Consider the following 18195-nt stretch of genomic DNA (forward strand, 5'->3'; position numbering starts at 1 on the left):
ATTCTGGATATTTATTCGATGGGTAAAGAAGTGGTGTATTTAATCTGTTCCATCGCGAAGCTGGAAGTGACGTCCGACAGCCCCGGCACGCTGTTTACCAGACGCTTATAAAACTCGTCGTAGCGTTTCATGTCGGCAACCTGGACGCGCATCAGATAATCGTATTCACCAGCCATGCGCCAGAACCCCAGCACTTCTGGCATTTCGGTAACCACCGTGACAAAGCGGCAATACCATTCGCTGCTGTGATGTTGCGTTTTTATCAGCACAAAGGCGGTCAGGCCGAGGCCTATTTTTTCCGGATCCAGCAGGGCGACTTTGCCGATAAGGATACCGTCATCCTCCAGCCGTTTCAGGCGCTTCCAGCAAGGGGTGGTTGTCAGATTAACGGCTTCAGCCAGTGCCTGCAAAGAGAGGGTGCAATCCTGCTGCAGTAAGGCCAGCAGCTTACGGTCAATTTTATCTAACATAGCCCTTCCACGGAGAATTTTTTTCTCTTTTAATTCTATTTTAAAGGTGAAATCGCGACAATTTATTCTGTGCGGTTTAAACACCACGGCACAAAATGACAAATTCAACGCAAAAAAAACCGGGCAATTGCCCGGTGCTGGAAGGGATCTCGTTATTCGGGGGAATAAGGTAGATGTGGATAGTCCAGCCAGTGCGTCAAATAGTGAGAGACAGCCTGATTTCGGCAATGTCCAATCACCGGTAAATGCGGGAGCTCCGCGCGCAGTTGCGGCATCGCATTGCCCATAATAAACCCGCTACCGACGCTGCCTAACATTTCGCGATCGTTCATCGCATCACCAAAGGCCATGCAATCGCGCAACGATAAACCTAAATGTTGGGTCAGCACCGTCAATGCAGCGCCTTTATTGCAGCCCACCGGCAGCACTTCGAGGCAATCCGTGGCGGAAAAACACAAATGTGCACGCTCGCCTAATGCTTCGTATAGCTGGATCTGCAAGCGTGTAAGATCGTCGTGATCGCCACAGAAGCAGATCTTGGTGACGCTGCCGAGTGGCATTTTTTTGACATCGATTATCTGATAACGAAAACCGCTATAGACAAATGCCTGCAACAACGCAGGGATCTCTTTCCCGGTAAACCAACCGTCGTCATTGAAGATATGCATGCTGGCTCGGGTATCCCATTGCTGATACAGCACCAGCTCTGCGACATCCGCAGGTAAATCATCACGATGTAAAAGTTCACCTTCCAGAGAATGCACGCGCGTTCCGTTGCCGGTAATCAAATATGCATCCAGCGATAGCGCCCCGAGAATATGCTGCATCTCCAGCGCATGACGCCCCGTGGCAAAAGTGAGGGTAATGTCGCGTTCACGCAGTCGCGCCAAAGTAGAGAGGGTTTTCTCACCTAAATGATGGTCAGGCATCAATAAAGTGCCATCCATATCAAATGCTGCCAGACGAGCCATTTCTTTCTCCACTCTGTGACACGGTTAATGGTGATTGAGTATCACCTGATATATACGGAAGTAATAGTGAATAGTTAAATAATATTGTTCCGGGTTTATATGCGATTGCTCAACCGTCTTAACCAGTATCAACGTCTGTGGCAACCTTCAGCCGGAAAGCCGCAAACCGTCACCGTCAGCGAACTGGCCGAACGCTGTTTTTGCAGCGAACGCCATGTTCGTACGCTGTTGCGTCAGGCACAGGAGGCGGGATGGCTGGAGTGGCAGGCGCAGTCAGGACGCGGAAAGCGCGGACAATTACGCTTTCTGGTCACGCCGGAATCGCTACGCAATGCGATGATGGAACAGGCACTGGAAACCGGAAAGCAGCAAGATGTGCTGGAGCTGGCGCAACTGGCCCCAGGTGAGCTGCGCACTCTGTTACAGCCGTTTATGGGCGGACAATGGCAAAACGATACACCCACGTTGCGTATTCCCTACTATCGCCCGCTCGAACCGCTACAACCAGGCTTTTTGCCCGGCCGTGCCGAGCAGCATCTCGCCGGGCAGATATTTTCCGGCCTGACCCGCTTCGATAATAATACTCAGCGCCCGATTGGCGATTTAGCGCATCACTGGGAAACCTCTACTGACGGGTTACGCTGGGACTTTTATCTTCGTTCAACCCTACACTGGCATAACGGCGATGCAGTAAAAGCCTCACACTTACACCAGCGATTATTGATGCTGTTACAACTGCCAGCACTGGATCAATTATTTATTAGCGTGAAGCGTATTGAAGTCACCCATCCGCAGTGTCTGACCTTCTTTTTACATCGCCCCGATTACTGGCTTGCGCACCGGCTGGCGAGCTATTGCAGCCATCTGGCGCATCCGCAATTCCCACTGATCGGCACTGGTCCTTTTCGCTTAACACAATTCACAGCGGAGCTGGTGCGCCTGGAGAGCCATGATTATTACCATTTGCGTCATCCGCTGCTTAAAGCGGTTGAGTACTGGATAACTCCGCCGCTTTTCGAAAAAGATTTGGGAACCAGTTGTCGGCATCCCGTGCAAATCACCATCGGCAAACCGGAGGAGCTGCAACGGGTCAGCCAGGTCAGTAGTGGCATCAGTTTAGGTTTTTGCTATTTAACGTTGCGCAAAAGTCCCCGACTCTCCCTCTGGCAGGCGCGAAAAGTGATCTCCATTATTCATCAATCCGGTTTATTACAAACGTCAGAAGTCGGAGAAAACCTGATCACCGCCAGTCATGCATTACTGCCAGGCTGGACTATTCCGCACTGGCAAGTACCGGATGAAGTCAAACTACCGAAAACCTTGACGCTGGTTTATCACTTACCGATAGAACTTCATACCATGGCAGAACGCCTACAGGCGACACTGGCAGCGGAAGGCTGTGAACTCACAATTATTTTTCATAACGCAAAAAACTGGGACGACACGACCCTACTGGCACACGCAGACCTCATGATGGGCGACAGATTAATTGGCGAAGCACCGGAATATACTCTGGAGCAATGGCTACGTTGCGATCCACTATGGCCACATGTTTTCGACGCTCCAGCATATGCACATCTGCAATCGACGCTGGACGCGGTGCAAGTAATGCCTGATGAGGAAAACCGATTTAATGCCCTGAAAGCGGTTTTTAGCCAGTTAATGGCAGACGCGACGCTGACGCCGCTGTTCAACTATCACTATCGCATTAGTGCCCCTCCCGGCGTGAACGGTGTGCGACTGACACCGCGCGGCTGGTTTGAATTTACCGAAGCCTGGCTTCCCGCGCCGTCGCAATGAATAGCTGGTCCGGGTTAATCGCAGGCGTTACCATAACGCTTTTATTGTTCAAGCAGGATTATCTATGAAACGTGCTGTCGTTGTGTTCAGTGGAGGCCAGGATTCCACCACCTGTCTGGTGCAGGCATTACAACAATATGATGAAGTCCATTGCGTGACGTTCGATTACGGTCAGCGACATCGCGCAGAAATCGACGTGGCACGCGAACTGGCGCTGAAACTGGGAGCACGCGCGCATAAGGTTCTTGATGTAACGCTGCTCAACGAGCTGGCGGTCAGCAGCCTGACACGTGACAGCATTCCGGTGCCTGATTATGAACCTGAAGCCGATGGCATCCCGAATACGTTTGTCCCAGGGCGTAATATTTTGTTCCTGACGCTGGCGGCAATATATGCGTATCAGGTAAAAGCAGAAGCCGTAATTACCGGCGTCTGTGAAACGGATTTCTCCGGCTACCCGGATTGCCGCGATGAGTTTGTGAAAGCACTAAACCATGCCGTCAGTTTGGGCATGGCGAAAGATATTCGTTTTGAAACGCCGCTGATGTGGATTGATAAAGCGGAAACCTGGGCGCTGGCAGATTATTACGGCAAACTGGATTTAGTCCGTAACGAAACGTTGACCTGCTATAACGGCATTAAAGGCGACGGTTGCGGTCATTGTGCGGCATGTAATTTACGCGCCAACGGTTTGAATCATTATCTGGCCGATAAACCGACGGTGATGGCAGCGATGAAGCAGAAAACCGGGTTGAGGTAATTATTCCGGGTGTCGCCGGATGCGGCTTGAGCATCCGGCACCACAAAACGTTTACTTAACCATCTGCTCCAGCTTTTCGCGCAATTCCCCTTCCAGAGCTAATGCTTTCTGCGTTTTAAGATCAATACAAACAAACGTAATAAGCGCATCCGCTACCACCTGCCCTTCCGGCTCCAGTGTAATGACCTGGCTTAAGATGCCGCTTTTACCGTTTAATTGCTGCAACTGACTGGTAATAGTTAACAGGTCGCTTAATACCGCTGGGCGACGATAGTTAATATTGATATTGACCACGACGAAGGCGATGTTATGGGCCGTCATCCACTGAAAACTGTCGCTATTTTCCAACCCATCCCAGCGGGCTTCTTCGAGAAATTCAAGGTAGCGGGCGTTGTTGACGTGCTGGTAAACGTCGAGATGATATCCACGAACTTTGATTTGTGTTTGCATAGCGCAATAACCTTACGTTGTTGTTATAAGTACAGAGGTCATAACTGGTATGACCTCTTCAGTCTGGCAAAAAATTGCCACTATGCAAATTAATTACAGGGTTAATACCGCCAGATTACGTTCCACCAGCGAATTGCCCATCCCCGGCACCTGCTTTAGATCCTCCACCGTTTTAAACGGACCGTACTCTTCGCGATAACTGACAATCGCCTGCGCTTTCTTCAGGCCAACGCCATTCATCGCGCGGGCTAGCTCTTCCGCGCTGGCATTATTAATGCTGACCCGGGTGCCTTCTTCGTCACTGGCTTTCGCCGGTACTGCTGCTTTACTTTGTGCTGCAGGAGCTTCCGCTTTGGTTTCTACCGCCGTCGGTTTCGCCACAGAAGCTGCCGCCAGCGCGCTATGAGACATTCCGGCACAGGCCAGGGACAGGGTAATGAGCAGTGCTTTAATTCCGTGTTTCATACTGTTTTCTCCTTGTTTGTTAACAGTGGAATCACCTTAACGGCAGTGAAAACAGTAAACAAATGGCAATGTTCAGAAATGGAAAAGGCCGCGAAAGCGACCTTTTCTTGTTACAGCTGCAACGCATTTTTTTGCGAGGCGGCTTCAGGATTATTGCTGTTCCAGCGCATCGCCAATTTTGATTTTCGCCTCTTTACGCAGGTTACTCATCAGAGCTTCAAAGACGATTTGTGCGTTGTTCTGGGTGATACCCTGCACCATCGCTTTTTTCTGATCTTCCGGCATTGAACCTTGTTTCACTTCATCCAGCGCCAGCAGAACCACATTACCTTGCATATCGGTCGCCATACCGTAGCTCGGTTTGTCTTTCGCTGGCAGTGGCAGTGCAAACGCCGCCTGGCTAATCGGGTCACGACCGGAACGGCTTAAGATTTTCGGCTCGCCAAATTTCAGACCGGCAGCCTGCATAGCTTCCGCACCTTTGCCGGCTTTCAAATCAACCAGCAGTTTCTCAGCATCCACTTTCGCCTGTTGTTCAGCTTTGTTGTGCTGAACCAGTGCCTTAACTTGTTCCTGAACATCTGCCAACGGTTTCACCGCTTCCGGTTTGTGCTCGCTGATGCGCAGCACGAATGCGCGGTCGCCGTCTACGGTGATGATGTCAGAGTTGATGCCCGGCGCGCCGTTTTCACCTACCAGACCGCCGTTAAAGATAGCGTCGGCAACCGGCTTGAAGTTCAACTCTTCCGGCAGGTTATCTTTGCTGAACCAACCCGTCTGAGTGGCTTTAACGCCGGCAGCTTGCTCTGCACCGGCCAGAGACTCGGTGTCGTTGCTTGCCGCATCGCTCACTTTCTGCTGCAGCGCATAGTACGCATCGAGGGCTTTTTCGTGTTTCACTTTCGCCGCAATGTCGTCACGTACTTCGTCTAACGATTTCACTTTCGCTGGCTGAATGTCGTCCAGACGTACAATCAGGAAACCGACCGAAGATTTGATGACACCAGACAGTTGCCCTTTTTCTTTCAGACCAGCATTTTTCAGTTCGTCGGGGATAGTGGCATCTTCTAACCAACCCATATCGCCGCCGTTACGGGCAGAGATAATATCGGCAGATTTTTCTTTGGCTAATGCAGCAAAATCACCGCCTTTATTCAGCTCATCAAGTACCGCTTTCGCTTCATCTTCAGTTTTGGTCTGGATGATGCTGTAGCGGGTACGCTGCGGCTGAGTGAATTGATCCTGATGCTGATCGTAGTAGCTCTGGATATCCGCATCGCTAACCGGTTGCTGCATCGTTGCGGCATCCAGCTTGATGTAACTCACGCGGAATTGTTCCGGCGTCATGAAATTGTTTTTGTTTTGTTCGTAGTAGCTGGCAATCTCCTGTTCGGTCACAGGTTGCTTCGCCGCCAGCGCGTTAACATCGATAGTCGCCTCACGCACCACGCGTTGTTGCGCGACCAGTGCCGCCAGCTCGTCGGTTTCACCTTTCAGCATAAAATCGGTACCGGCAACACCGTTAATCAGCTGTTGGGTAGTGAGCTGGTTACGCAGCGCCTGGGCGTACTGATCGGCGGTCATCCCCATCTGGTTGAGGATACCGTTATAGCGGCTGTTATCAAATTTGCCGTCAACCTGGAAGGCTGGGGTCGCGAAAATCGCCTGTTTAACCTGCTCATCACTGATACCCAGTTTCAGCTCACGAGCGTACTGATCCAACAGCGCCTCGTCGATCAGACGATTCAGCACCTGTTGACGCAGGGTTTTCATATAGCCTTCGTTCGCTGCCAGCTCGGAGTATTGATCGCCCAGCTGTTGCTGCATGCGATTACGCTCGCTGTTAAAGGCGTTCTCGAACTGCCCACGGCTGATTTCCTGGTCATTCACTTTTGCGGCGTAGTTATTGCCTCCGCCAATCAGGTAACCACTCACGCCGGTCAATATGAACGACACGATAATGATACCGAAAATAATCTTGAGCACGAGACTGTTTGCAGCCGTGCGTAAGCTGTCCATCATGGTGTAACAACACTCCGCTGTAGATGACTGTGTACCTCACGCAACGTATCGATGCGCGCAAAGGCCTATTGTGACAAGAAACGGGGGCAATTGTCAGCCCACAAGACACAGAAAGTCACCGAATACAAATAAAAAAGGCACATCAGTAGATGCGCCCTTGAACTTCGTCACATCCCCACTGGGGACAACGCTTAGTTTACCGCGTCTTTCAGTGCTTTACCTGCACGGAAGCTCGGTACTTTAGCAGCAGCGATGGTGATCTCTTTACCGGTCTGCGGGTTGCGGCCAGTACGGGCAGCACGCTCTTTAACGGCAAAAGTACCAAAACCTACCAGTGCTACATCATCCCCTTCTTTCAGAGATTCAGTTACGGAAGCAATAATAGCATCTAACGCACGGCCAGCCGCAGCTTTAGAGATATCAGCCCCTGCAGCAATCTTGTCGATCAATTGAGATTTATTCACTCTTCTCTTCCTCTTTATAATTTATATCGCACTTGAATCCTTCAAGGTACGAACGCGCAGCAGTTATATCAGGCCAGCCATCCCCTTACAACACCCCTTAATAAGGGCAAGCCCGATCCGCCATCTAACTTAGCGAGACAAAAAAAGGCTGGCAAGCCCGAATTAGCCTGCCAGCCCTGTTTTTATTAGTGCATTTTGCGCGAGGTCACTATTTTGCAGTCACAACCTGCATGCCAGACGGTTCATTTTGCAGCGCCAGAGTCAGAACTTCCTCAATGCGCTTCACAGGATGAATGTCCAGATCGGCAATTACGTTGTCAGGAATCTCTTCCAGATCGCGTTTATTTTCGAACGGAATTAGCACTGTTTTAATCCCGCCGCGATGCGCTGCCAGGAGTTTTTCTTTCAAACCACCGATCGGCAGTACCTGACCACGCAGAGTGATCTCACCGGTCATTGCCACATCGGCACGAACCGGGTTACCGGTCAGGCAAGAAACCAGCGCGGTGCACATAGCAATACCGGCACTCGGACCATCTTTCGGCGTCGCACCTTCCGGAACGTGGACGTGGATGTCACGTTTTTCGTAAAAATCAGGGTTGATCCCCAGTTTTTCCGCACGCGCACGAACCACCGTTAACGCCGCCTGAATAGACTCCTGCATCACTTCGCCGAGCGAACCGGTATAGGTCAGTTTGCCTTTACCCGGAACACATGCGGTTTCAATGGTCAGCAAGTCACCGCCCACTTCCGTCCACGCCAGACCGGTTACCTGACCGACACGGTTTTCGTTATCAGCGCGACCATAGTCGAAACGCTGAACACCGAGGTAGTCATGCAGGTTATCGCCGTTAATTTCGATATGTTTTAATGACTTATCGAGCAGTAACTGCTTAACCGCTTTGCGGCACAGTTTGGAGATTTCACGCTCCAGACCACGCACGCCCGCCTCACGGGTGTAGTAACGAATAATGCCGATAATGGCGCTATCGTCGACGGTCAGCTCACCTTTTTTCAGTGCATTACGTTCAATCTGCTTCGGCAGCAGGTGACGTTTGGCGATGTTCAGTTTTTCATCTTCGGTATAACCGGAGAGGCGAATCACTTCCATACGATCCAGCAGCGGTGCCGGAATGTTCATGGAGTTCGACGTCGCGACAAACATCACGTCGCTGAGATCGTAATCCACTTCCAGGTAGTGGTCGCTGAACGCTACGTTCTGCTCTGGATCCAGCACTTCAAGCAGTGCAGAGGCCGGATCGCCTCGCATGTCAGAAGACATTTTGTCGATCTCATCGAGCAGGAACAGCGGGTTTTTCACGCCCACTTTCGCCATTTTCTGGATCAGTTTACCCGGCATAGAACCGATGTAAGTACGGCGGTGACCACGGATTTCCGCTTCATCACGCACGCCGCCCAGCGCCATACGGACATATTTACGCCCGGTGGCTTTGGCAATGGACTGACCAAGAGAGGTTTTACCTACCCCCGGCGGCCCTACCAGGCAGAGGATCGGTCCCTTGATTTTGTTGACACGGCTTTGAACCGCAAGGTACTCAAGGATGCGATCTTTCACGCGCTCCAGACCATAATGGTCGGTATCAAGGATTTCCTGCGCCTGACGCAGGTCTTTTTTGACCTTGCTGCGCGCATTCCACGGTACCTGTACCATCCAGTCGATATAACCACGCACTACGGTCGCTTCTGCCGACATCGGAGACATCATTTTCAGCTTCTGCAACTCTGCTTCCGCTTTCTCTTTTGCCTCTTTCGGCATCTTCGCCGCGTCGATTTTGCGCTTCAGGGCTTCGTTTTCGTCCGGCGCGTCGTCCATTTCACCGAGTTCTTTCTGAATAGCTTTCATTTGCTCGTTCAGATAGTACTCACGCTGGGATTTCTCCATCTGCTTTTTAACGCGGTTGCGAATGCGTTTCTCAACCTGCAGCAGATCGATTTCCGATTCCATCATTGCCATCAGATATTCCAGACGTTCGTTAACGTCGGACATCTCCAGAACGGACTGTTTGTCAGCCAGTTTCAGCGGCATATGTGCAGCAATGGTATCCGCCAGACGCGCCGGATCGTCGATGCTATTCAGCGACGTCAGCACTTCTGGTGGGATTTTTTTGTTCAGCTTGATGTAGCCTTCGAACTGGCTGATTGCAGTACGCACCAGCACTTCCTGTTCCCGCTCATCAATGGTCGGCGACTCCAGATACTCCGCCTTCGCAGAAAAGTGTTCGCCATTGTCAGAGAGCGCAGAAATACGCGCGCGCTGTAACCCCTCGACCAGCACTTTGACGGTGCCGTCAGGCAGTTTCAGCATCTGCAATATAGAGGCCACGGTCCCGACGGTGAAAAGATCGTTTACACCCGGCTCATCCGTTGAAGCTTCTTTCTGCGCGACCAGCATAATTTTTTTATCATGGTCCATCGCCGCTTCCAGACAACGGATAGATTTTTCCCGCCCGACAAATAAGGGGATGACCATGTGCGGATAAACCACCACATCGCGCAGCGGCAATACGGGGATTTCAATGCGTTCAGAACGCTCAGGATTCATAGAGCTCTCTCTTAGTTTAATTTCCGCCAGGTAATCAGATGACACGACTGTGCTTCACGCCATCTATTAACATGTACGTCAGTATATGGGGATGTTTCCCCCACATTCAACGCCGAGAATAGAGGAAAAATTAAAGGGGAGATAAAATCCCCCCTTTTTGGTTAACTAATTGTATGGGAATGGTTAATTATTCACCAGATGCCTGTTGCGCTTCCGGCTTACCATAAATCAGCAACGGTTTGCTTTGACCATCAATTACCGACTCGTCGATAACCACTTTTTCGACATCTTCCATGGACGGCAGATCGTACATGGTATCGAGCAGTGCGGCTTCTACGATGGAACGCAGGCCACGGGCACCGGTTTTACGCGCCATCGCTTTCTTAGCGATAGCATCCAGCGCCTCGTCACGGAATTCCAGATCCACGCCTTCCAGATTAAACAGCGCCTGATACTGCTTGGTCAGGGCGTTTTTCGGCTCTTTGAGGATCTGAATCAGAGCTTCTTCGCTCAGTTCATTCAACGTTGCGACAACCGGCAGACGACCAATAAACTCAGGGATAAGACCAAACTTGATCAGATCTTCCGGTTCAACCTGCGCCAGCAGCTCGCCTTCGCTTGCTTTGTCGGACTTCGCTTTTACCGTCGCGCCAAAACCAATGCCGGAGCCGGTTTCTACACGGTGGGAAATCACTTTATCCAGACCGGCAAACGCACCGCCACAAATAAACAGGATCTTAGAGGTATCAACCTGCAAGAATTCCTGCTGCGGATGTTTACGCCCACCTTGCGGTGGAACAGCAGCTACCGTACCTTCGATCAGTTTCAACAGTGCCTGCTGTACGCCTTCACCGGAAACGTCTCGGGTAATGGACGGGTTGTCTGACTTACGAGAAATCTTGTCGATTTCATCGATGTAGACAATCCCGCGCTGCGCTTTCTGTACGTCGTAATCGCACTTCTGCAACAGCTTCTGAATGATGTTTTCAACGTCTTCGCCCACATAACCGGCTTCGGTCAGCGTGGTTGCGTCGGCCATGGTGAACGGGACGTCCAGCAGGCGCGCCAGCGTTTCAGCCAGCAGCGTTTTACCGGAACCGGTCGGACCGATCAGCAGAATGTTACTTTTGCCCAACTCGACACCATTGCTGGTATCGCCGTTGCGCAGACGTTTGTAATGGTTGTATACCGCGACCGCCAGCACTTTTTTCGCCTGTTCCTGGCCGATAACGTAATCGTCCAGGTGGTTGCGAATTTCATGCGGCGTCGGTAGCGCACTGCGTTCACGATGCGGTGCAACTTCTTTAATCTCTTCGCGAATGATGTCGTTACATAAATCAACACATTCGTCGCAGATATACACGGATGGACCGGCAATCAGCTTGCGCACTTCATGCTGGCTTTTGCCGCAAAAAGAGCAATACAGCAATTTGCCTGAGCCATCTTTGCGTTTATCTGTCATGGGTCAAAACCTCTTCTTTGTTCTTTGTGCCGCACACGACGACGCAAATGCCATTCTCAGGCGCAAGCCGCTTACAGCGTTGTGCCGCCCTGGATAAGTATAGCGGCACAGTTGCGCCTCTGGCATCAATTACGATGGGTCAGAATCGAATCGACCAGACCGTATTCCACCGCTTCAGGGGCGGAAAGGAAGCGATCGCGCTCGGTATCACGTTCAATCTGTTCTAATGATTGACCCGTATGAAGCGCCATAAGTTCATTCATGCGCCCTTTAACTTTCAGAATTTCACGGGCATGAATTTCGATATCGGTCGCCTGGCCCTGGTAGCCGCCCAACGGTTGGTGAATCATCACGCGCGAATTCGGCAGGCAAAAACGTTTACCTTTTGCCCCTGCGGTCAACAAGAAAGCGCCCATCGAGGCCGCCTGGCCCATACAGATGGTGCTGACATCAGGCTTGATAAACTGCATGGTGTCATAGATAGACATCCCGGCAGTGATCACCCCGCCTGGGGAGTTAATGTACAGATAGATATCTTTTTCTGGGTTTTCCGCTTCCAGGAACAGCATCTGCGCCACAATCAGGTTAGCCATGTGGTCTTCAACCTGGCCAGTCAGAAAAATGACGCGTTCCTTAAGTAGACGAGAATAGATATCAAAAGAGCGCTCACCGCGTGAGGTCTGTTCAATGACCATCGGCACCAGCGCCATATGGGGTGCAAAGTTATCTCGTTCGCCGCTGTATGACATTTCCGTCTCCTGGATAAAATTGAAAAAACCTGCTGTACCGATTGTAACCTTATGGACGGATTATCAGCTAGTCCCTGTGTTATGGGTACGGCATCACCATATTTCAAGCATAACAATCTTTTGTTGTTACGCTAACACCGAAAGAGGCTTTTCGCACGGTTCCATGCAAAATTCATGACAAAAAAAAGCCCACCACCTGGCGGTGACGGGCCTTTGTGCGAATTTAGCGCGTTATGCTGCGTAAATTACGCCTGCTGGTTCATCAGCTCGTTGAAAGTGGTTTCTTTTTCAGTCACTTTCGCTTTCGCCAGTACAGCTTCAACAGCCTGTTCTTCCAGAGCAACATTGCGCATGTTGTCCATCAGTTCTTTGTTTTTGCTGTAGAACTCGATAACTTCTTTCGGATCTTCGTACGCAGAAGCCATCTCTTCGATCAGGCCTTTCACGCGCTCTTCGTCAGCTTTCAGCTCGTTGGTGCGGATAACTTCGCCCAGCAGCAGGCCAACAACTACGCGGCGTTTAGCCTGTTCTTCGAACAGTTCGCGCGGCAGTTCCAGAGCTTGTTTTTCGTTGCCACCGAAACGCTGTGCAGCCTGGCGACGCAGAACGTCGATTTCGCTGTCGATCAGCGCAGCCGGTACGTCGATGTCGTTAGCTTTTACCAGACCTTCGATCGCCTGAGACTTAACGCGGTTACGGATGGCGCTCTTCAGCTCGCGCTCCATGTTTTTACGCACTTCAGCGCGCAGACCTTCTACGGAACCATCTTCAACGCCGAAACGTTTGATGAATTCTGCAGTCAGTTCCGGCAGTTCACGCTCTTCAACTTTCTTCAGGTTGATAGCGAATTTCGCTGCTTTACCTTTCAGGTTTTCTGCGTGGTATTCTTCCGGGAAGGTCACGTCGATGGTGAACTCTTCGCCAGCTTTGTGGCCTTTGATACCGTCTTCAAAGCCCGGGATCATACGACCCTGGCCCATCGCCAGTACGAAATCAGACGCTTTACCGCCTTCGAACTCTTCGCCGTCTACAGAACCGGTGAAGTCGATGGTTACGCGGTCTTCTGCTTCAACAGCGCCGTCTTTTTCTTTCCAGGTCGCCTGCTGTTTACGCAGAGTATCCAGCATGCCGTCAACGTCAGCGTCGGTCACTTCAACGATCGGTTTTTCAACTTCGATCGCTTCCAGACCCTGCAGTTCAACTTCCGGATAAACTTCAAACTCTACAGAGTAAGTGAAGTCTTCACCCAGCTTGTATTCGCCCGGAACATAAGTCGGTGCGCCAGCCGGATTGATTTTTTCTTTAATGATGGCGTCAATGAAGTTACGGCTCATCAGGTCACCCAGAACGTCCTGGCGTACAGACGCGCCATAACGCTGAGCAACGATATTCATTGGCACTTTGCCTTTGCGGAAGCCGTCAATACGTACTTTTTTCGCAACGTTGACCAGCTCGCTTTTAACAGCGGTCTCGATGCTGTCAGCAGCGATAGTAATCGTTACACGGCGGCCAAGGCCTTGAGTGGTTTCAACTGAAACTTGCATCTTGTTACCTCAAAAAATCACAGTGCTCGGTCAACTCTTACCCCGCAAGCACAGGTTGTTGGCTTCGCGGAACCGGGATGTTCTTATAATCAATCACATTCCCTGTTACCAGAATCATCCCGAAAGCATTCAAATAGGACGCGGCATTATAGCGGCATCACTTTTATGAGTCGAGAACGGTTATTGCGCGCTGTCGCGTATTTTTTCACAATTCCCGGGCAATTTTCGTCTGAATGCTGGGCAAAAAGCGCAAAATCCAGACAAAACAAAACGGCCCGCAGGCCGTTTTTCATAAAATCTTTAGCAACATACTGGAAAAGCGCCGACAGTTGCAAATGCGTTTTTACGCGATGCTTCCTGCTCCACGACAGGGAGGAGAGGCAAAGACGGTGTCCTGCAACCCTTCCCACTCCTTAATAGTGTAAGTATGCAGAGCCAGCGCATGAACGGTAGTAGAGAGTTCCTCCGCTAAAGTACTGTAAATCATTCGATGACGATTCAGAAAACGTTCACCCGTAAAACGATCGCTGACCAGCACAACTTTAAAATGGCTTTCAGAGCCGGCTGGGACATTGTGACGATAGCTTTCATCCACTACTTCGAGGAATACGGGTTGGAACGCCGCCCTTAATTTTTCTTCTATCCGCTCACGTATCATCATGAAATATCTCCTCCGACAACGCTGAGATGTCATCCATCCCTTTAAATACTAGCCGCTTTTACCGTTTCCATTGCAGCTTAACAACAAATATTTAGGTTTCGTCCTGGTTTTTCCGTCAAGCGTATGAAGTTTACTGATTTAAAGATTGAAACACAGGCCTCGCATCAGCGTTTCTTTTACCAGGGGTGATTATTTCGTCAACATGATGAATTTACATGCCTTACCCACTTCCCCTCGCCGTTGGCAATGTTATGATGGCGGGAATTTTTACCAAACACGCTTAAGAGTCTCTGAGAGCCCGAACATGTTCAAAAAAATCCTCTTCCCGTTAGTTGCTCTGTTTATGCTTGCAGGATGCGCAAAACCGCCAACAACTATTGAAGTTTCCCCGACGATTACACTGCCACAGCAGGATCCAAGCCTGATGGGCGTCACCGTAAGCATTAATGGTGCCGATCAGCGTACCGATCAGGCGCTGGCAAAAGTCACCCGCGATAATCAAATCGTTACCCTGACCGCCTCCCGCGATCTGCGTTTCCTGCTGCAAGAAGTGCTGGAAAAACAGATGACCGCGCGTGGTTACATGGTTGGTCCGAATGGCCCGGTTAATCTGCAAATCATCGTTAGCCAACTGTATGCTGACGTGTCCCAGGGCAACGTGCGCTACAACATCGCGACCAAAGCGGATATCGCCATCATCGCTACCGCGCAGAATGGCAACAAAATGACCAAAAACTATCGTGCCAGCTACAACGTTGAAGGTGCGTTCCAGGCCTCCAACAAAAATATCGCCGATGCGGTTAACAGTGTGCTGACCGATACCATCGCTGATATGTCTCAGGACACCAGCATCCACGAATTCATCAAGCAGAACGCGCGTTAATTTCTGCCCTCTGGCCCGGTGCAAACCGGGCCTGTAGACGCCCATGTCCAGTCAATATTTACGTATTTTTCAACAGCCGCGTTCAGCCATATTGCTGATCCTGGGTTTTGCTTCCGGGCTACCGCTCGCCCTGACATCCGGTACTTTACAGGCCTGGATGACGGTCGAGAATATTGATCTCAAAACCATTGGTTTCTTCTCTCTGGTAGGCCAGGCTTACGTTTTTAAATTCCTCTGGTCACCGCTGATGGACCGCTACACGCCCCCATTTTTTGGGCGGCGGCGCGGTTGGCTGCTCGCCACGCAAATCCTGTTATTAGTCGCCATTGCGGCGATGGGTTTTCTCGAACCTGGCACCCAACTCCGCTGGATGGCGGCACTGGCGGTGGTGATCGCTTTTTGCTCGGCCTCCCAGGATATTGTCTTCGATGCGTGGAAAACCGATGTGCTCCCGGCAGAAGAACGTGGTGCGGGCGCGGCAATCAGCGTGCTGGGTTACCGTTTAGGGATGCTGGTTTCCGGCGGCTTAGCCCTGTGGCTGGCAGATAAATGGCTGGGCTGGCAGGGCATGTACTGGTTGATGGCGGCGCTGTTGATCCCTTGTATTATCGCGACGTTGCTTGCACCAGAACCGACCGACACCATTCCTGTGCCAAAAACGCTGGAACAAGCGGTTGTTGCACCTCTGCGAGATTTCTTTGGTCGCAATAATGCCTGGCTTATTTTGCTTCTTATCGTGCTGTATAAGCTGGGCGACGCATTCGCCATGAGCCTGACAACCACGTTTTTGATTCGCGGCGTCGGGTTTGATGCGGGTGAAGTAGGCGTGGTTAACAAAACGCTTGGCTTACTGGCGACCATTGTGGGCGCATTGTACGGTGGGATTTTGATGCAGCGCCTGTCGCTGTTCCGGGCGCTGCTAATTTTCGGCATTTTACAAGGTGCGTCTAACGCTGGTTACTGGCTGCTGTCGATTACTGATAAGCATCTCTACAGCATGGGCGCAGCCGTCTTTTTCGAAAACCTCTGTGGCGGGATGGGCACATCAGCCTTTGTCGCGCTGTTAATGACGCTGTGTAATAAGTCATTTTCCGCTACTCAATTTGCCCTGCTCTCAGCGCTTTCCGCTGTAGGACGAGTTTATGTCGGCCCCGTGGCGGGTTGGTTTGTTGAAGCACACGGCTGGTCGACATTCTATCTATTCTCCGTCGCCGCTGCCGTACCGGGGCTTATTTTGCTGCTGGTTTGCCGCCAGACGCTTGAATATACACGAGTAAATGACAACTTTATCTCCCGTACCGAATATCCGGCAGGTTATGCCTTTGCCATGTGGACACTGGCGGCGGGCGTCAGCCTGTTGGCCGTGTGGTTACTGCTGTTGACGATGGACACGCTGGATTTGACGCACTTCTCTTTCCTGCCTGCTCTGCTGGAAGTCGGGGTTTTAGTCGCCCTTTCTGGCGTCGTGCTTGGTGGTTTGCTGGATTATCTGGCTCTACGAAAAACGCATCTGACGTAATCTGTAAATATTATTTAGCTGTAGTAATCACTCGCCGTAATTATTACGGCTAAATAAACATCAGTATCGCTTAATAATATTTGTTCTTTTGTGCGGCTTAGCGTTTGGAAATTATTGACGCTATTTATGAATTCTATTTTTTCTTACACGATTCAGCTAATGAGTCTTTATTTTCTCCCCACCCAATTGTCACCATAATGATAATTATTTGTTAAACAATTGTTTTATTCCATATTGGTTATACCAATTGCCCGTCCAAACTCCTTCTGCACTCCCCTTTCGTTATAACGCCCTTTTGCAACAGCTTCTTAAAATCAACTTGATATGTTTTGCAACATATGTGACCTGACAGCCAAATCCAAGTAACAGGAATTTAATCATGTTTACAGTAATGTAACCTTCCCGTAAAATGCCCACACACTTTAAACGCCACCAGATCCCGTGGAATTGAGGTCGTTAAATGAGACTCAGGAAATACAATAAAAGTTTGGGATGGTTGTCATTATTTGCAGGCACTGTATTGCTCAGTGGCTGTAATTCTGCGCTGTTAGATCCCAAAGGACAGATTGGTCTGGAGCAACGTTCACTGATACTGACGGCATTTGGCCTGATGTTGATTGTCGTTATTCCCGCAATCTTGATGGCTGTTGGTTTCGCCTGGAAGTACCGTGCGAGCAATAAAGATGCTAAGTACAGCCCGAACTGGTCACACTCCAATAAAGTGGAAGCTGTGGTCTGGACGGTACCTATCTTAATCATCATCTTCCTTGCGGTACTGACCTGGAAAACCACTCACGCTCTTGAGCCTAGCAAGCCGCTGGCACACGACGAGAAGCCCATTACCATCGAAGTGGTTTCCATGGACTGGAAATGGTTCTTCATCTACCCGGAACAGGGCATTGCTACCGTGAATGAAATCGCTTTCCCGGCGAACACTCCGGTGTACTTCAAAGTGACCTCCAACTCCGTGATGAACTCCTTCTTCATTCCGCGTCTGGGTAGCCAGATTTATGCCATGGCCGGTATGCAGACTCGCCTGCATCTGATCGCCAACGAACCCGGTACTTATGACGGTATCTCCGCCAGCTACAGCGGCCCGGGCTTCTCAGGCATGAAGTTCAAAGCTATTGCAACACCGGATCGCGCCGAATTCGACCAGTGGGTCGCAAAAGCGAAACAGTCGCCGAACACCATGTCTGACATGGCAGCGTTCGAAAAACTGGCCGCGCCTAGCGAATACAACCAGGTGGAATATTTCTCCAACGTGAAACCAGACTTATTTGCCGATGTGATTAACAAGTTTATGGCTCACGGTAAGAGCATGGACATGACCCAGCCAGAAGGTGAGCACAGTGCACACGAAGGTATGGAAGGCATGGACATGAGCCACGCGGAATCCGCCCATTAAAGGG

The 18195-nt window shown here is 50.6% G+C and carries 16 protein-coding genes; 5 read left to right on the forward strand and 11 right to left on the reverse strand.

The features are described 5' to 3' along the window. Positions 1-11 precede the first annotated feature (11 nt). Together decR and cof are read right to left on the reverse strand one after the other, a co-directional pair. Complete coding sequence (decR, locus tag HGD79_RS09635; protein WP_000884589.1) at positions 12-470, reverse strand: DNA-binding transcriptional regulator DecR; 459 nt, start codon at positions 468-470, stop codon at positions 12-14. A gap of 152 nt (positions 471-622) precedes the next feature. Next, positions 623-1441 (reverse strand): HMP-PP phosphatase, encoded by an 819-nt coding sequence (gene cof / locus HGD79_RS09640; protein WP_000113027.1) that lies wholly within the window; start codon positions 1439-1441, stop codon positions 623-625. 99 nt (positions 1442-1540) lie between these two features. Here cof and HGD79_RS09645 point away from each other — a divergent pair, with 99 nt between their 5' ends. Both HGD79_RS09645 and queC read left to right on the forward strand, forming a co-directional pair. After that, entirely contained in the window at positions 1541-3241 is a 1701-nt protein-coding gene (locus HGD79_RS09645) for an SgrR family transcriptional regulator (RefSeq protein WP_168848376.1), read from the forward strand. 64 nt (positions 3242-3305) lie between these two features. Further along, positions 3306-4001, forward strand: coding sequence for a 7-cyano-7-deazaguanine synthase QueC (gene queC / locus HGD79_RS09650; protein WP_000817229.1), 696 nt, complete (start codon positions 3306-3308; stop codon positions 3999-4001). 51 nt (positions 4002-4052) lie between these two features. On the opposite strand, the gene fadM is transcribed toward queC, so the two are convergent. The 9 genes from fadM to bolA form a co-directional block, all read right to left on the reverse strand. Next, on the reverse strand, positions 4053-4451 hold the full coding sequence (gene fadM / locus HGD79_RS09655) for a long-chain acyl-CoA thioesterase FadM (protein ID WP_001194534.1): 399 nt from the start codon (positions 4449-4451) through the stop codon (positions 4053-4055). Positions 4452-4544: 93 nt separating this feature from the next. Continuing rightward, the gene (locus tag HGD79_RS09660) at positions 4545-4916 is read right to left on the reverse strand and encodes a helix-hairpin-helix domain-containing protein (RefSeq protein WP_000680312.1); all 372 of its coding nucleotides are present in this window, start codon (positions 4914-4916) and stop codon (positions 4545-4547) included. A gap of 150 nt (positions 4917-5066) precedes the next feature. Then, on the reverse strand, positions 5067-6938 hold the full coding sequence (gene ppiD, locus HGD79_RS09665; protein ID WP_000969368.1) for a peptidylprolyl isomerase: 1872 nt from the start codon (positions 6936-6938) through the stop codon (positions 5067-5069). A gap of 191 nt (positions 6939-7129) precedes the next feature. Then, positions 7130-7420 (reverse strand): nucleoid-associated protein HU-beta, encoded by a 291-nt coding sequence (gene hupB, locus HGD79_RS09670; RefSeq protein WP_254892905.1) that lies wholly within the window; start codon positions 7418-7420, stop codon positions 7130-7132. 190 nt (positions 7421-7610) lie between these two features. Next, complete coding sequence (lon, locus tag HGD79_RS09675) at positions 7611-9965, reverse strand: endopeptidase La (RefSeq protein ID WP_001295325.1); 2355 nt, start codon at positions 9963-9965, stop codon at positions 7611-7613. Positions 9966-10152: 187 nt separating this feature from the next. Then, positions 10153-11427: an ATP-dependent protease ATP-binding subunit ClpX gene (gene clpX, locus HGD79_RS09680; RefSeq protein WP_000130305.1), complete on the reverse strand. Its 1275-nt coding sequence runs from the start codon at positions 11425-11427 to the stop codon at positions 10153-10155. Positions 11428-11552: 125 nt separating this feature from the next. Further along, positions 11553-12176, reverse strand: coding sequence for an ATP-dependent Clp endopeptidase proteolytic subunit ClpP (clpP, locus tag HGD79_RS09685; RefSeq protein WP_000122253.1), 624 nt, complete (start codon positions 12174-12176; stop codon positions 11553-11555). 245 nt (positions 12177-12421) lie between these two features. Continuing rightward, a complete protein-coding gene (gene tig, locus HGD79_RS09690; RefSeq protein WP_001198386.1) occupies positions 12422-13720 on the reverse strand; it encodes a trigger factor in 1299 nt (432 codons plus the stop codon). 343 nt (positions 13721-14063) lie between these two features. Further along, on the reverse strand, positions 14064-14381 hold the full coding sequence (bolA, locus tag HGD79_RS09695; protein ID WP_000973448.1) for a transcriptional regulator BolA: 318 nt from the start codon (positions 14379-14381) through the stop codon (positions 14064-14066). Between the two features lie 304 nt (positions 14382-14685). Between bolA and HGD79_RS09700 the strand changes: the two genes are divergently transcribed. The 3 genes from HGD79_RS09700 to cyoA all read left to right on the forward strand — a co-directional run bounded on the left by HGD79_RS09700 (position 14686) and on the right by cyoA (position 18191). Further along, on the forward strand, positions 14686-15264 hold the full coding sequence (locus HGD79_RS09700; RefSeq protein ID WP_001295326.1) for a lipoprotein: 579 nt from the start codon (positions 14686-14688) through the stop codon (positions 15262-15264). A 43-nt stretch (positions 15265-15307) separates the two neighbouring features. Further along, entirely contained in the window at positions 15308-16783 is a 1476-nt protein-coding gene (gene ampG, locus HGD79_RS09705; RefSeq protein ID WP_000098440.1) for a muropeptide MFS transporter AmpG, read from the forward strand. Between the two features lie 460 nt (positions 16784-17243). Next, complete coding sequence (gene cyoA / locus HGD79_RS09710) at positions 17244-18191, forward strand: cytochrome o ubiquinol oxidase subunit II (protein ID WP_001239441.1); 948 nt, start codon at positions 17244-17246, stop codon at positions 18189-18191. Positions 18192-18195: the final 4 nt, after the last annotated feature.

Origin of the sequence: Escherichia sp. SCLE84 (assembly GCF_012584495.1) — a bacterium.
In the GTDB taxonomy this organism is placed as follows: domain Bacteria; phylum Pseudomonadota; class Gammaproteobacteria; order Enterobacterales; family Enterobacteriaceae; genus ECMA0423.